The sequence below is a fragment of the Halomonas sp. KM-1 genome, from assembly GCF_000246875.1.
Lineage (GTDB): Bacteria > Pseudomonadota > Gammaproteobacteria > Pseudomonadales > Halomonadaceae > Halomonas > Halomonas aerodenitrificans.
On sequence record NZ_BAEU01000139.1, the window covers coordinates 1 to 13,971 of the forward strand.

The following is a 13,971-nucleotide window of genomic DNA, read 5'->3' on the forward strand; positions in this document are numbered from 1 at the left end:
GAGTCGCGCTTCGCCGCTGCCGGCCTCACCCTGCCCGTGGCGCTGGCCACCAACTATCTCGAAACGCTCAAGATGATGACAGCCATCGGCCTGGGCTGGAGCCTGCTGCCGGAAAGAATGGTGATAGGTGAACTGCACGAACTCGACGTGGAGCATCCGACCATCTACCGCTCCCTGGGCTATCTGGTGCACCGCAGCCGCACGCTCTCCAACGCCGCGCGGGCCATGCTCTCCCTGCTGGAGGAGGCGCGCGACACGGCGAGTCGCGGGGGATAGGAAGATATTGTTAGACTGCTCATAAATCAGAAGATAAGAATCCCGACTCGCCGGAGCCCACGCCATCGTGTCCCCACCCGACTCGTCACCGATGCCCTTGCGCCATGCCCTGGCAGGCGTGCTGATCCTGCTTGGGCTGATGCAGCAGATTCTTGCCTTTACCGGGGTCGTGCTGTTGCCGCATGGAGTCGGCTATGCCCTGTGGCTGGCCACGCTGCTGCTGTGGCGCGACATTCCCCGGCGTACCCGCTGGCAGGCCGGGGCGCTGGCCATCATCGGGCTGGGCTTGCTGATCGTCTCACGCTGGCACTATGGTGCGCAGGTCGCCTGGCCGGCGGTCACCAGCGGCAACACCTACGTGGTGGCGATGCTGGTCGGCGTAAGCTTCATCGGCCTGATCGGAAACCGCAGCGGCTCGTCGCGGCCCCTGGGCCGCCCGATTACCGGCCGCCGAGGTACCCTGGGCACCTGGCTCGGCGTTCACCTGCTCGGCACCATCCTCAATCTGTCGACGGTGTTCATGATCGGCGACCGTCTGGCCCGGCGCGCTGCGCTGACCACACCTCAGCTGCTGGCGCTCAATCGCGGCCTCTCCAGTGCCGCACTATGGTCGCCCTTCTTCGCCTCCATGGGCGTGGTGATGACCCTGGCACCGGGCATGGAGTATTCAAGGGTACTGGCCATCGGCCTGCCTCTGGCGCTGATCAGCGGGGCGCTGACCACGATCGAGCTGTCGCGCCGTTTCGATCTGGCCGAAGTGGCAGGCTTCTCGCTCTCCCCGCGCAGCCTGTTGATGCCGGTGGCCATGGCCGCTCTAGTGATGCTGTTCCATTTCCAGCTGACGCCTGCGCTCGGCATCGTCAGCATCATCACCTTTCTGCTGCCGGCGGTGGCGCTGGCCAGCAATCTGCCCGCCGGGCCGCGCTGGACCTGGCACCGGGTGCGTCAGCACACCCTCACACGGCTGCCGGCGATGCGCGGCGAGATCGCCCTGTTCCTCTCGGCGGGCTTGCTGACGCTGGGGCTCTCTACCTTGGTGGCCGCCGCCACCGGCAGCGAGTGGCGGCTGTTCGCCCATTTTGGCGCGCTTCAGGCCGTGATCAGCTTTCTGGCCATCGTGCTCAGCGCCGTGGCCGGCCTGCACCCGATCATCGGTGTCTCGGTGCTGGCCTCGATGCTGGATCTGCGCGGCAGCGAACCGACCCTGTTCGCCTTCACGGCGCTGGCCTCCTGGGCCGTGGGCACCTCGGTGGGGCCGCTGTCGGGTATCAACCTGTCGCTGCAGGGGCGCTACGGCGTCAGCGGCTATCGCATGATGCGCCTCAACCTGGGCTACGCCCTGGTGCTCAGCGCGCTGGTGGTGGGGGCCATCATGCTGCTCGATGCCTGGCTCTGACGTCTCACTGCGATACGCGATAGAAGTAGCGATGGCCGCACTGGTGACAGGGCTCGATGCGGGTCACGCCTTCGAGATCGACCACCGCATCGCAGTGCACGCAGGCCATGCGCCCGGGGGCTGCCACCTCGCCCTCGCAGTAATCGGCCCGGGCGGCTTCCAGATCCTCCTTGAGCCGCTCGTTGTCGACGATGCTGCGGTCGGCGATGGAGAACAGCGAATCCACCACCTTGCGCGAGAGCTGGTCGAGATCGATACCCAGCCAGGCGGCTACGCCACGCCCGCCAGCCCGCAGGTAGCGGCGCATGTCGATAAGGTCGCGCTCGACCCAGGCGCGCAGCAGGGCCAGCTCGTCCTTGGTGAACTCCTCGAGTTCGGCCTCGAACTCCACGGCCTCGTCCAGCTCTTGCTGCAGGTTCTCCCAGGTCAGGTCGTCGGCGCCCTCACGCAGCCGTGACAGCATACGCTCGTAGCCTTCGCGCAGCCGATGTTCGCGATGGGAGTCGGGACGTTCGCTCATGGTCATCTCCTCGAACCGGTTTCGGCATGGGCCGGGCATGGCCGGGCATGCCCTACTGGGGTATCCTTGGTTACCATTTAGACGCCATCCCGCCGTCAGTTCAACGTTTTATCGTACGGCTGCCGAGCGGGAATGACGCCGGACAATTTCTGCGCACCCGCACGGCGCGGCCGTGCCCGTACACTCTAAGGTCATTTCGAAAGCCGATGGACGCACAGTACAAGCCCTTTGAAATCGAACGCGACGCCCAGCAGTTCTGGGACCGGAACCAGTGCTTCAAGGCGGTGGAAGACGCCAACCGCGAGAAGTTCTACTGCCTGTCGATGTTCCCCTACCCCAGCGGCAAGCTGCACATGGGGCACGTGCGCAACTACACCATCGGCGACGTGGTCTCGCGCTTCCAGCGTATGCAGGGCAAGAACGTGATGCAGCCCATGGGCTGGGATGCCTTCGGCATGCCGGCCGAGAACGCTGCCATCCAGAACCGGGTGCCGCCGGCCAAGTGGACCTACGACAACATCGATTACATGCGCAACCAGCTCAAGGCGCTGGGTTTTGCCTACGACTGGAGCCGCGAGTTCGCCACCTGCGACACCAGCTACTACCGCTGGGAGCAGTGGTTCTTCGCCAAGCTGGTGGAGAAGGGGCTGGTGTACAAGAAGATGTCCACCGTCAACTGGGACCCGGTGGACCAGACCGTGCTGGCCAACGAGCAGGTCATCGAGGGCCGCGGCTGGCGCTCCGGTGCGCTGGTGGAGCGCAAGGAGATCCCGCTGTGGTTCCTGCGCATTACCGACTACGCCGATGAGCTGCTCGCCGATCTCGACAAGATCGAGTGGCCGGAGCAGGTCAAGACCATGCAGCGTAACTGGATCGGCAAGTCGCGCGGCGTGGAGCTCACGTTCGACATCAAGACGGCAGACGGTGGCACGTCCGAGCCGCTTTCGGTCTATACCACCCGTCCCGATACGCTGCTGGGCGTGACCTACGTGGCGGTGGCGGCCGCTCATCCGCTGGCCAAGGCCGCGGCGGAAGGCAACGCCGAGCTCGCCGCCTTTTGCGAGGAATGCGCCCAGGGCGGTACTTCCGAGGCGGAGCTGGCCACCAAGGAGAAGCGCGGCATGGCCACCGGCCATATGGCCGTGCACCCGCTCACCGGCCGCGAGGTGCCCGTCTATGTGGCCAACTTCGTGCTGATGGAGTTCGGCACCGGGGCGGTGATGGCCGTTCCCGGCCACGACCAGCGCGACTGGGAGTTCGCCACCAAGTACGGCCTGCCCATCGAGGCGGTCATTGCCGACGAGAGCGGCCAGGCGCCGGATCTCTCGCAAGGCGCCTACGTGGAATATGGCCGGCTGATCAACTCCGGCGAGTTCGACGGCCTCGACTTCGACGCCGCCTTCGAGACCATCGCCGGCAGGCTCGCCGAGCTGGGTCGCGGCGAGGTGAAGACCAACTACCGTCTGCGCGACTGGGGCGTGGCCCGTCAGCGCTACTGGGGCGCGCCGATTCCAGTCAAGTACGGCCCCGAAGGCCAGACCGTGCCGCTCTCCGACGAGGAGCTGCCCGTCGCCCTGCCCATGGAGGTCACCGTCGACGCTTCCGGCTCGCCGCTCAAGCGCATGCCCGAGTTCTATGAGCTGGGCGACGGCTGGGTGCGCGAGACCGATACCTTCGACACCTTCATGGAGTCGTCCTGGTACTTCGCCCGCTTCTGCTGTGCCGACAACCAGGAGGCGATGCTCGACGAGCGTGCCGACTACTGGCTGCCGGTGGATCTCTACATCGGCGGCATCGAGCACGCCATCCTGCACCTGTTATACGCGCGCTTCTTCACCAAGCTGATGCGCGACCTGGGCCTGGTCAAGGTCGACGAGCCGTTCCAGCGTCTGCTCACCCAGGGCATGGTGATCGCCGAGACCTTCTACCGCACGACGCCGAACGGCGGCAAGGAGTGGTTCAACCCCGCCGACGTGGAGGTCAAGCGCGACGACAAGGGTCGCCCGGTCAGTGCGGTGCTGATCAAGGACGGTGAGCCGGTGGAGATGGGCGGCATCGAGAAGATGTCGAAGTCCAAGAACAACGGTGTCGACCCGCAGTCGATGATCGACCGCTTCGGCGCCGACACCGTGCGCCTGTTCATGATGTTCGCCGCACCGCCCGAGCAGTCGCTGGAGTGGTCCGACTCCGGGGTCGAAGGCGCCAGCCGCTTCCTCAAGCGCCTGTGGCGCCTGGTCGTCGAACACCTCGAGGCCGGCGAGCCGGGCAAGCTGGATATCAATGCCCTCAGCGACGCTCAGCGTGAACTGCGGCGCAAGACCCACGAGACGATCAAGAAGGCCAGCGACGACATCGGCCGACGCACCACCTTCAACACCGCCATCGCGGCGGTGATGGAGCTGAGCAACGCGCTCTCGAAGTTCGACGATACGTCCCCCTTGGGTCTGGCCGTGGCTCGTGAAGCCATCGAGGCTTGTGTGCTGCTGCTCGCCCCGATCACGCCCCACGCCTGCCATGCGCTGTGGCGCGAGCTGGGCCATGCGGAACCCGCCATCGACGCTGCCTGGCCGCAGTTGGATGAGTCGGCCCTCGAGCGCGACACCATCGAGCTGGTAGTACAGGTCAACGGCAAGCTGCGCGCCCGTATCGAAGTGGCCGCCGACGCGCCCAAGGATGCCATCGAGACCGAAGCCTTCGCCGCAGAGAACGTCCAGCGCCATACCGAGGGCAAGACGGTACGCAAGGTGATCGTGGTACCGGGCAAGCTGGTCAACATCGTGGTCAGCTGACACGGATCGAATGGGAGCGCTCATGCAGCGACGTGGATTTCTCAACCTGATCGTGACCGCTGGTGCCAGCCTGGCCCTGGCGGGCTGCGGCTTTCGCCTGCGCGGTTTCGATTCACCGGAGCTGACCATAGACGAGCTTGCCGTCGCCGGCAGCGACAGCGAACTGGCCCGGCTCACGACAGAACGCCTCTCGTCGCTCGGCACACGTGTGCACGCCAATGCCCCCCTAGTGCTCAATCTGGGGCCAGAGAACTTTGGCGAGCGCCAGCTGAGCGTGCTGGACAGCGGCCCCCAGGAGCGGGAAATGACGCTTGCGGTGCCGTTTTCCGTTCAGCGGCGCAGTGACGGTGCCTATCGCCTTCCCCAGCAGCGCCTGGAGGTATCGACCCGTTTCACCGTCAGTGACGACAACCTGCTGGCCCAGGAAGATATACGCGAGGAGGCGCGTCAGGAGCTGCGTCACGAGGCCCTGCGCCGCCTGTTCGATCGCCTGCGCGCGCTGGAAACCCGCTGACATGGCCTCACGCGTATGAAAGTCTTTGCCGACAAGCTGCCGGAGGCGCTGGGCAAGAAACTGCCCCCGGTGGTGATCGTTGCCGGCGAGGAGCCGCTGCAACACATGGAAGCCTGCGACGCCGTACGCAATGCGGCGCGCGCGCACGGCATCGAGGAGCGCGAGGTGCTGCACGTGGAGGGCAACTTCGCCTGGGGCCGGCTACACGAAGCCGCCGCCAGCCTGTCGCTGTTCGCCTCGAGCAAGCTGATCGAACTGCGCCTGGGCAGCCAAAGCCTAGGCCAGGAAGGCAGCAAGGCGCTGAAGGAGTACGCCGATGCGCCGGGTACCCGCGACAACGTATTGCTCGTGAGCATGGGCAAGCTCGACTTCCGTCAGCAGAAGAGTGCCTGGTTCCAGGCGCTCGACAAGCTGGGGCTGTTCGTGCCGGTGTGGCCGGTCGACGCCTCCCGCCTTGGCTTCTGGCTACGCGACCGCGCCGAGCGTCATGGCCTCTCCCTCGACCTGGATGCCGCGCGTCTGCTCGGTGACCGCACCGAAGGCAATCTGCTCGCGGCGGATCAGGAGCTGCAGAAGCTCGCCCTGCTACTGCCACCCGGCACTCGTGTCGGCCCACCCCAGATCGCCGGCGGCGTGGAGGACAGCGCCCGCTACGATGTCTTCACCCTGGCCGATGCCTGCCTCAAGGGCGAACGCGAGCGCGTCTCGCGTATCGTTCGCGGCCTGCGCGGCGAGGGGATCGAGGCGCCCATCGTGCTGTGGGCCCTGACCCGCGAGCTGCGTACCCTGCTCTCGCTGCACCAACACCTCGATCAGGGCCAGAGCTTCGAGCACGCCTGCAAGGCGCAGAAGCCGGCCATCTTCGATAAACGCCGCCCCGCCTATCAGCAGGCCATTGCGCGCCTACCCAGAAAGCGGCTGCACAAGCTGCTGCTCTTCGCCCAGCGCCTCGACCTCTCGATCAAGGGCGCCGCTCAGCTACCGCTGTGGGAAAGCCTGCACGACCTGGCGCTGACCCTGGCCGGCGGTCGCGGCCTACTGGCCGAAATGCCCTCCTCCTATCGCGTGGGCTGACGGCAATCGTTGGCCGTCGATGCCACCATGGACGGGACTCTTGGGCGCCTCGTGCCCCGCTGCGGCCACATTCTTCAGGTAGTCGCGTAATGTAATGCAAGGGCATGAAATTGCATGCGCTTTTTGCTTATACTTATTAAGCATCGCTGGAGCACAACAACACGACTGCGCCCGATTAGCGTGGATCATTCAAGAGCCGGAAGCCCAAGAAGAAGGAACACTGAACATGAAAACACTCCGCCGCTTTCTCAGCCCGCTGTTGATTCTGGCCCTGGTGCTCGGCAGCGTCTCCGTCTCGGCCGCCCCGCTGCCCACCAGCGAACTCATCTCGACTCAGGCCGCCCTTTCCGCCGAGCGTGCCGATGCCGACCGCGAGCGTATCAATGAGATCCTGTCCCGCGCCGAGGTGCAGGAGCAGCTCATCGCCCAGGGCGTGGACCTGGCCGAAGTCGACGCTCGTGTGGCCGCGCTCTCCGACGAAGAAGCGCATCAAATGGCAGAACAGCTCGAGCAGCTGCCGGCAGGCGCCGGTGTCGTCGGCGCCCTTCTGGTCGTCTTCATCGTACTGCTGGTTACCGACATCCTGGGTCTGACCAACGTCTTCCCCTTCACCCGCTGAGGACGAACGTCACCATGCAAGGCCGTATCGATCGGCCCCTTCGGAACGCCCGCCTTGCGGGCGTTCTGCTGTTGGGGCTACTGCTGTTGACCGGCTGTGCCGCCACGCCGCGCCTGGCCGAGAGCACTGCCCAGACCCTGCCTCGCCAGGCCTGGGTGGAAGACGTGCCCTTCCACGCCCAGCGCGAGTACCAGTGCGGCCCCGCCGCGCTGGCCATGGTGCTAAATCACGATGGCGTGGACGTGCCCATGGAGACACTCATCCCGCAGGTATTCATTCCGGGACGTGAAGGCAGCGTACAGCCCGAGATGCTGGCCACGGTCAGGCGTCATGGACGCATTCCCTTCGTGCTCAACGACTCGTTCGACACCCTGCTGACCGAGATCGCCGCCGGTCATCCGGTGATCGTGCTGCAGAATCTCTCACTTCCTGCCTGGCCGATGTGGCATTACGCCGTGGCCATCGGCTACGATCTGGATGCCAGGGAGCTGACTCTGCACAGTGGCGAAGAGGCAGAGCGTATCGAGTCGTTTCGCCGCTTCGATGCCACCTGGGCCCGTAGCGATCGCTGGGCTTTCGTGGCCCTGAAGCCCGGCGAACTGCCAAGCGGTATCGGCGAGCAGCGTGCCCTGCAGGCCATCGCGGCGTTCGAACAGGTGCAGGATGCCGACACCACGCTGCCTGCCTGGGCGGCCTTCGTCGAGCGCTTCCCTCACTCAGGCATGGGGTACTTCGCTCTGGGCAATGCCCGGCATGCCACAGGGGATCTCGAAGGGGCCGGCGAAGCCTTTCGTTCCGCGGTGGCGCAGCGAGGCGACCTGGGCGTGGCATGGCTCAATCTGGGCCTGACACTTCAGGCCCAGGGCGACACCGGTGGAGCTCGCCAGGCATTGGAGCGCGCCGCCGCCCTGCCTGGTCATTGGCAGGCCCACGCCACGGCTGCTCTGGAAAGGTTGTCATCGGGTGACTAGGTGAGAAACCAACAGCACAAAGGGAGACGGTGTGAGCTACGAGATCGTACTCAAACGAATCTACAGTCCGAGCGAACCCACCGACGGTGCCCGGGTCCTGGTCGACCGCCTGTGGCCCCGCGGCAAGCGCCGCGAGAGCCTCAACCTGACGGACTGGTATCGCGGCGCCTCGCCGTCGACATTGTTGCGGCGCCAGCTACATGAGGGCGAGATCTCCACGGCTGTCTTCACGGTACGCTATCGCGGCGAGCTGCGAGACCATCCCGAGTGCCTCGTCCCACTCATGCGCTATGCGCGCCAGGGTAAATTGACCCTGCTTTCGGCGGCTCGCAACCTGGAGGACTCCTACCTGCCCCTCTTGCAGCAGGCCGTGCTGGAAGCGCTGCAGCACGAGGATATTGAGGACCTTGAGCTCTCTTCACCTCCTTGTTTGGCGAGGCATCATGAGGGACCGAGTTCTTCCGGCTCATGATGCAATGTCTTCGATTTCTATCGGACTCACGTTGGCTAGGAACTCAAGGTGCCTCCCATTGCGCTGCCACCCAACCCAACCATTCATACAATGCTCTCTCACTCTTACGTAAGTGGCGTGACGCGGGTATCCAGTATCCCAGGGTGGCTCGGCTGTCATGGCCAGCTAGATAGTGGGTTGGAGCTGCCAGCGGGTTGAGGCCGGCTAGGCGGAAGTGATGCATTGATCGTGGCATGTGAGAGGCCGAAGTGACAATCACTACTCTCGCGCCTTCTCCCAGAGCCTCGCGTACCGCCTGCGCTTCTTGTCGGGTGTCACTCGGACGATCAAGTAGCAGCAATTGATCGGTTGGAACACCAAAACCCTTGGCGACACGTGCATAGCCCTCTGCGATAGGGGCGATGCTTTCGCGGCGGCTGGTGCCTGAAACGATCAGCAACAAGTTGGGGTGCTGTTGCCAAATGCGCATGCCTTCCATCAAGCGTATGGCAGAACTGTCGTTGAGTCGGCCAACGTCAGATGCATTGAGCCATGGACTCCACCCACCACCTAATACGACTACACCGTGAATTTCCGAATCCACCGACAAAGCATCCAAAGGAGCAAACTGTTCCTCAAGGGGCGCTAGCAGCCTATCCGCCACAGGCCCCCAGCTCAGTAGTAACAAACCTATCATTGCCAGTAAACTAAGAAAATTACCAAGTCCAATTTTCCCCCAGCGAATCAATATTGCGCCACAAACAAAAACCGCCACCATGATTGGTAGCGGCATGAATAAATGACCTATCAATGCTTTTATAAAATCATACATAGCCCACACCTATTTAAATGTTACAAAACATCTACGATCAACCTTTAGCATAGCCGAAAGAGAGGCATTGACCACTTCCTCTATTTCATGCTGCTTGCATGTATCGCCTAATGCGACAGTCTCATTTTAGGGGGCACCATACCCCGCCGGGTGTCGCTGCTGCCAACGCCAGGTATCCCTTAGCATATCAGTGAGGCTTCGCCTTGCACGCCAGCCCAATTCTCTATTCGCTTTATCAGCATCGGCCCAGAAAGCTGCGAGATCACCACTTCGGCGGGCGGCAAAGTGGTACGGCACTCGCTTTCCAGTTAATGACTCAAAAGCTGCAACCATCTCCAGCACCGAAACCCCTCGGCCTGTACCAAGATTATAAATATATAAACCGGGGGAAGACAGGCACTTCAGAGCGCTGACATGACCAATAGCCAAGTCGACGACATGAATATAATCGCGCACACAGGTACCATCTTCAGTCGGATAGTCATTACCGAAAATTGAAAGCTCTGATAGGTGGCCCGCTGCCACCTGAGAAATGAAAGGCATGAGGTTATTAGGTATGCCGCGTGGATCCTCCCCAATCTCACCCGAAGGGTGCGCACCTATCGGGTTGAAGTAGCGAAGGAAAACCACCGACCAACTGGGATCGGCCTGGCAAAGATCTTCCAGCATATGTTCAACGATAGCCTTCGTCGTGCCATAAGGGTTGGAAGGAAGGCCTCGCGGCATGCTTTCACGGTAGGGAACCGGTGCTTCAACTCCGTACACGGTAGCTGAAGAGCTAAACACTAGCTCACGCACCCCTGCATCCTGCATGGCCTGACATAGCACCAAACTTCCCTGTACATTAACACTATAATAATCTAGTGGCTGCCTTACGCTCTCGCCCACTGCTTTCAAACCGGCCAAGTGAATCACTGTTGAAATGGAATGATCTGCAAAAAGGCGGTTCAACAATTGCCGGTCACGAACATCTCCTTCAATTAAGCGAACCTCTCCACCGATCATAGTTACGGCACGACGCACGGCCTCACGAGAACCATTCACGAAGTTATCTAGAACTACGACGTCGTAGTTTTCTTGCAACAGCTCTACCAATGTATGCGAACCAATGTAACCCGCCCCCCCCGTGATCAGCACAGCCATAGTCCTCTCCTACTCAAGGTTTTATTTATCCTGATTTTTGAACACATATCGAAGATGACCAGGGCGCTGACCCCACATAGATCAAACAGGATGAAAAATGACTGCCAAACAATTAAAATATAATTCTATTTACAGTTGGCGCTATAAGAAAACGCAACGCCAAGCAATGCAAATATCGGATACACCACATAACTATATACGATAGGATTATCAGTAATCATTGCGAGCGAAAGACCAATCAAAGAAAAATAAGCAGCTTTGGACAGCAGCCTGCCTTCTGGCACCGGAGAGAATTTTGCTGCAAACCGAGAATGCTTCAGTCCTTGCCAAATAAACACAGACCAAATTATTAAACCAAGAACACCAAATTGATGAAATATACGCAAATAGTCATTATGGGGATGCGACCAACGCGGCGTCTCTAACATTATTGCGGGCCCAGGCGTGCCATGCCCTAGCCAAGGAGACGCTAAAGCCGAATCAAGCACCACTCCCCACATGTACATCCTTCCAGAAGTATTGAATTGCACACCACCAATTACGAGAGCTTGGTCGCCACCCGCTATACTCTTATCCAAAAAACCCGTATGCATTATTACAAAAACACCCACGAGAACTGCCATTATCGATAAAACTTTACTGCTAGACTTTCTCATAAAATCATATGGCCTTTCTTTCAATCCATACAACAAAATATTCCCAAAGAAAAAAATAAACACTTCGGCGATAATAACTATGCGAGCACCCATCAAAATCTGGACTACAAGAATACATACAATCAAAAAAATCGACCCTTGCTTTCCGTGATATAACTCAGAGAGCGCAAAGCAGAAAAAAAAGATACCAGCCAAAGCACCTGCTGGGTCCACTCCCTCATGGAAATACATAAACAATAGAGTGATACAATACAGCCAGCCGCACAACCTTATCAGCAATTTTGAAATACTTGCCACCGAATTATGGGAAAAATAAGAATTAGAAAAGGAAAGTAATAAAAACAGCATCCCGCCCCACACTATGGGATAATTCTGAATACCTTTCTGAACTTCCGGATAGAAACCAAAATAACTACCTAAGCTCAATATCCAAAAAGCCAGAACGGCCAAGATGGCCTTTATTGAATTTTTATACAGCATAGGCTTAAGCAAGAAAACTATTAATGCAGACAATGCTACGCCAGCAGTAATCACACCGCTCAAGCTCACCCCACCGAATTTCGACAGAGTAGGCATAGATCCTAAGGCGGAGGTCGCCAAAACGACCAGCCAGAGCATACTTTTTAAGGTCATCGAGGATACACCTGTCGACATAAAATGCCGTGTATTTCGCTCTGACTGTATCAACCAATGCGACTCACACGAGCCCGGATAAGATCCCAGAGAAAAATTGGAGCTGACACTAACATGCGTTTCCAAAGCCTCCGAGGTTGCTGAATCAAGCGTGGTAGCCATTCCAGGCCACAGCGTTGAAATATTCGAGAGGATCGCTGGACCTTTCCCGCATAGAAGTCAAAGACGGCTCCGATAGCCCCTGCAAACGTGACATCCCATCTGTCTCGACATGCCTGGATGAGCTTTTCTTGCTTAGGGGCCGTCAGCCCAACCCAGAGCACATCCGGCCTGGCTGCATTGACAGTCGCCACGATTTCATCGATTTCATGAGAGGAGTAAAAATCCTTATAAGGTGGTGAATAGGTTCCTACCACCTCGATATTGGGGTATTCTCGGTTCATCCTGTTTTTGATGAGCTGTAGGGTATCCTCGGCAGAGCCTAAAAAGAACACCCTCGCTCCACCTGAGTTAGCCAATCTCTCGGTCAAACCGTAAAAAATATCAGATCCCGTTACTCTCACACGAAGCCGACCGCCCAGTACCCAGGATGCTATTACGATGCCTACACCATCACCGACCAGCCAATCAGCGTTTGAAAGGGCCATTTCAAAATGCGTGTCACTTTTGGCCACTGCGTAAGAGTGCGGATTTAGGCAGGCCAACCATCGGCATTGGTAGGTTTTCGACCCGTGACGCCCGCCTACATCGAAGCGCTGAGCGTGACGTAGAAAATAATAAATTTCATCGATACTCTCCTCAACGGAAAGAGCATCGACAGCATACCCCATGGTAACTTCTTTCATTGTTCTCGCCTCGCAATTAACGATTCATCATACATCGTTATAGCTCGCTGGTAGATTTCCATCAGCGAGCGATAGTTGACTTCTTCCGTATATTTAAATTCAAACGTTCTTAACGAGATTTTCGACATTTTCTCAAGACGCGACTTGTCCACCCATAAAGACTTGATATTTTTAAGCAAATCCTGTGGATTTCCCGCTTGGAACACTAGCCCGCCACCCTCCTTCACTAACTCAGGCATTGGGCCTAGGTGAGACACCAATACCGGTGTCCCGAGTGCGATTGCTTCTCGCAATACCATAGGGAACCCTTCAAACCAACGCGACGGTATAATTACGAGCTGGCTCTCCCTGATATATTGTTGAGCAGCTCGCGAACTAACTTGCCCTACAAAACGAATATGATTTGCTCCCAGATCCATGACCGACGCCTGCAAGACCTGACGTAGTTCTCCATCACCGACAATAACTAACTCAGGTGCATCTTTACCCCAAGCCAACCATGCTTGTATAAGATCGGCAACTCCCTTTTCCTCACTGATCCGCCCAACGAATACAGCTCGAGCGATGCGCTTCTCCCATGGCATGACCATAGGGACTCCAGGATAAAAATTTGGCTTTACATGAACTCTTTCACTAGGTAACCCTGCATCCACCATGCACCGGCTCTGGAAGTCGGTAAGAGCAATAAAGGCCTCAACGTTTCGCTGCCAAGTTCCTAACAATCTATGCAGTGCCACTCCGGTTGCCAGGGGCAAAGTAGCCGACCTACTGCTTCGATAGCAGCCGTAGCGTAAGGCTGGCAGCACGCTTTTCTTGTCCAGACAAGCCGTACAAACATTTCCCTGGCGCATTGGAATAGCAGCTGGACAAAAAAGACGGTAGTTATGTAGAGTTAGAACTCGCGCCGTACCGGAAGCAGCCGAGAATATGGAAGGAGAAATAAGAGGAAACGTGTTGTGGACATGCATTACATTGGGATTAAATTCACTGATGATACTTTTTATTCGCTGCTGCATAAAGGGGTTCCAAGGGGTTGCCAACCCACCTTGAAGCATCCCTAGTCGGCCCCTTGAGCGTATTTCATCGCTGAATCGCTCAAACACCTTGACCTCATGACCAGCCGATTCAAGCATCTGTCTTTCCAATTTATAGACAAGGTTTTCCCCGCTTGGGGCCTCTTCCCCATAATGATTATGGACCAACAGAATCTTCATTTTTCATCCCTTCTTAACGAGGGCACACGACTTGCAAT

14 protein-coding genes are annotated in these 13,971 nt (G+C 58.8%); 8 read left to right on the plus strand and 6 right to left on the minus strand.

Translation table 11 applies throughout. The features are described 5' to 3' along the window. Positions 1-276 (plus strand): LysR family transcriptional regulator substrate-binding protein (locus B8115_RS17020; protein ID WP_010629039.1); only part of this gene is annotated, 276 nt, incomplete at its 5' end. A 91-nt stretch (positions 277-367) separates the two neighbouring features. After that, a complete protein-coding gene (locus B8115_RS17025; protein WP_010629040.1) occupies positions 368-1,672 on the plus strand; it encodes a hypothetical protein in 1,305 nt (434 codons plus the stop codon). Positions 1,673-1,676: 4 nt separating this feature from the next. Here B8115_RS17025 and B8115_RS17030 read toward each other — a convergent pair whose 3' ends face one another. Then, positions 1,677-2,192 (minus strand): zinc ribbon-containing protein, encoded by a 516-nt coding sequence (locus B8115_RS17030; protein ID WP_010629041.1) that lies wholly within the window; start codon positions 2,190-2,192, stop codon positions 1,677-1,679. 206 nt (positions 2,193-2,398) lie between these two features. Here B8115_RS17030 and leuS point away from each other — a divergent pair, with 206 nt between their 5' ends. From leuS to B8115_RS17060, 6 genes are all read left to right on the plus strand, one after another. Beyond that, positions 2,399-4,981 (plus strand): leucine--tRNA ligase, encoded by a 2,583-nt coding sequence (gene leuS, locus B8115_RS17035; RefSeq protein WP_010629042.1) that lies wholly within the window; start codon positions 2,399-2,401, stop codon positions 4,979-4,981. A 22-nt stretch (positions 4,982-5,003) separates the two neighbouring features. After that, positions 5,004-5,495 carry an LPS assembly lipoprotein LptE gene (gene lptE / locus B8115_RS17040; RefSeq protein ID WP_010629043.1) on the plus strand — a complete coding sequence of 164 codons (492 nt, stop codon included), beginning with the start codon at positions 5,004-5,006 and terminating at the stop codon, positions 5,493-5,495. A gap of 15 nt (positions 5,496-5,510) precedes the next feature. Beyond that, positions 5,511-6,569 carry a DNA polymerase III subunit delta gene (gene holA, locus B8115_RS17045; protein WP_010629044.1) on the plus strand — a complete coding sequence of 353 codons (1,059 nt, stop codon included), beginning with the start codon at positions 5,511-5,513 and terminating at the stop codon, positions 6,567-6,569. A 226-nt stretch (positions 6,570-6,795) separates the two neighbouring features. Further along, positions 6,796-7,188 (plus strand): PA2779 family protein, encoded by a 393-nt coding sequence (locus B8115_RS17050; RefSeq protein ID WP_010629045.1) that lies wholly within the window; start codon positions 6,796-6,798, stop codon positions 7,186-7,188. Between the two features lie 14 nt (positions 7,189-7,202). Continuing rightward, complete coding sequence (locus tag B8115_RS17055) at positions 7,203-8,159, plus strand: PA2778 family cysteine peptidase (RefSeq protein ID WP_010629046.1); 957 nt, start codon at positions 7,203-7,205, stop codon at positions 8,157-8,159. A gap of 31 nt (positions 8,160-8,190) precedes the next feature. Then, a complete protein-coding gene (locus tag B8115_RS17060) occupies positions 8,191-8,631 on the plus strand; it encodes a DUF488 domain-containing protein (protein WP_010629047.1) in 441 nt (146 codons plus the stop codon). A 43-nt stretch (positions 8,632-8,674) separates the two neighbouring features. Here B8115_RS17060 and B8115_RS17065 read toward each other — a convergent pair whose 3' ends face one another. The 5 genes from B8115_RS17065 to B8115_RS17085 all read right to left on the minus strand — a co-directional run bounded on the left by B8115_RS17065 (position 8,675) and on the right by B8115_RS17085 (position 13,933). Then, a complete protein-coding gene (locus B8115_RS17065) occupies positions 8,675-9,442 on the minus strand; it encodes an ElyC/SanA/YdcF family protein (RefSeq protein WP_010629048.1) in 768 nt (255 codons plus the stop codon). Between the two features lie 126 nt (positions 9,443-9,568). After that, on the minus strand, positions 9,569-10,585 hold the full coding sequence (gene galE, locus B8115_RS17070; RefSeq protein WP_010629049.1) for a UDP-glucose 4-epimerase GalE: 1,017 nt from the start codon (positions 10,583-10,585) through the stop codon (positions 9,569-9,571). Between the two features lie 125 nt (positions 10,586-10,710). Further along, the gene (locus tag B8115_RS17075; RefSeq protein WP_158409660.1) at positions 10,711-11,874 is read right to left on the minus strand and encodes an O-antigen ligase; all 1,164 of its coding nucleotides are present in this window, start codon (positions 11,872-11,874) and stop codon (positions 10,711-10,713) included. A gap of 50 nt (positions 11,875-11,924) precedes the next feature. Beyond that, on the minus strand, positions 11,925-12,719 hold the full coding sequence (locus tag B8115_RS17080) for a WecB/TagA/CpsF family glycosyltransferase (protein ID WP_202949101.1): 795 nt from the start codon (positions 12,717-12,719) through the stop codon (positions 11,925-11,927). After that, a complete protein-coding gene (locus tag B8115_RS17085) occupies positions 12,716-13,933 on the minus strand; it encodes a glycosyltransferase family 4 protein (protein WP_026038194.1) in 1,218 nt (405 codons plus the stop codon). Before B8115_RS17085 ends, B8115_RS17080 begins: the two co-directional genes overlap by 4 nt. Positions 13,934-13,971 lie beyond the last annotated feature (38 nt).

Coding starts and splice junctions, on each gene's coding strand:
- lptE (WP_010629043.1), top strand. CDS start 5,004: ATGCAGCGACGTGGATTTCTCAACCTGATCGTGACCGCTGGTGCCAGC.
- B8115_RS17055 (WP_010629046.1), top strand. CDS start 7,203: ATGCAAGGCCGTATCGATCGGCCCCTTCGGAACGCCCGCCTTGCGGGC.
- B8115_RS17025 (WP_010629040.1), top strand. CDS start 368: ATGCCCTTGCGCCATGCCCTGGCAGGCGTGCTGATCCTGCTTGGGCTG.
- B8115_RS17075 (WP_158409660.1), bottom strand. CDS start 11,874: ATGACCTTAAAAAGTATGCTCTGGCTGGTCGTTTTGGCGACCTCCGCC.
- B8115_RS17050 (WP_010629045.1), top strand. CDS start 6,796: ATGAAAACACTCCGCCGCTTTCTCAGCCCGCTGTTGATTCTGGCCCTG.
- B8115_RS17080 (WP_202949101.1), bottom strand. CDS start 12,719: ATGAAAGAAGTTACCATGGGGTATGCTGTCGATGCTCTTTCCGTTGAG.
- leuS (WP_010629042.1), top strand. CDS start 2,399: ATGGACGCACAGTACAAGCCCTTTGAAATCGAACGCGACGCCCAGCAG.
- B8115_RS17030 (WP_010629041.1), bottom strand. CDS start 2,192: ATGAGCGAACGTCCCGACTCCCATCGCGAACATCGGCTGCGCGAAGGC.
- galE (WP_010629049.1), bottom strand. CDS start 10,585: ATGGCTGTGCTGATCACGGGGGGGGCGGGTTACATTGGTTCGCATACA.
- B8115_RS17065 (WP_010629048.1), bottom strand. CDS start 9,442: ATGTATGATTTTATAAAAGCATTGATAGGTCATTTATTCATGCCGCTA.
- B8115_RS17085 (WP_026038194.1), bottom strand. CDS start 13,933: ATGAAGATTCTGTTGGTCCATAATCATTATGGGGAAGAGGCCCCAAGC.
- holA (WP_010629044.1), top strand. CDS start 5,511: ATGAAAGTCTTTGCCGACAAGCTGCCGGAGGCGCTGGGCAAGAAACTG.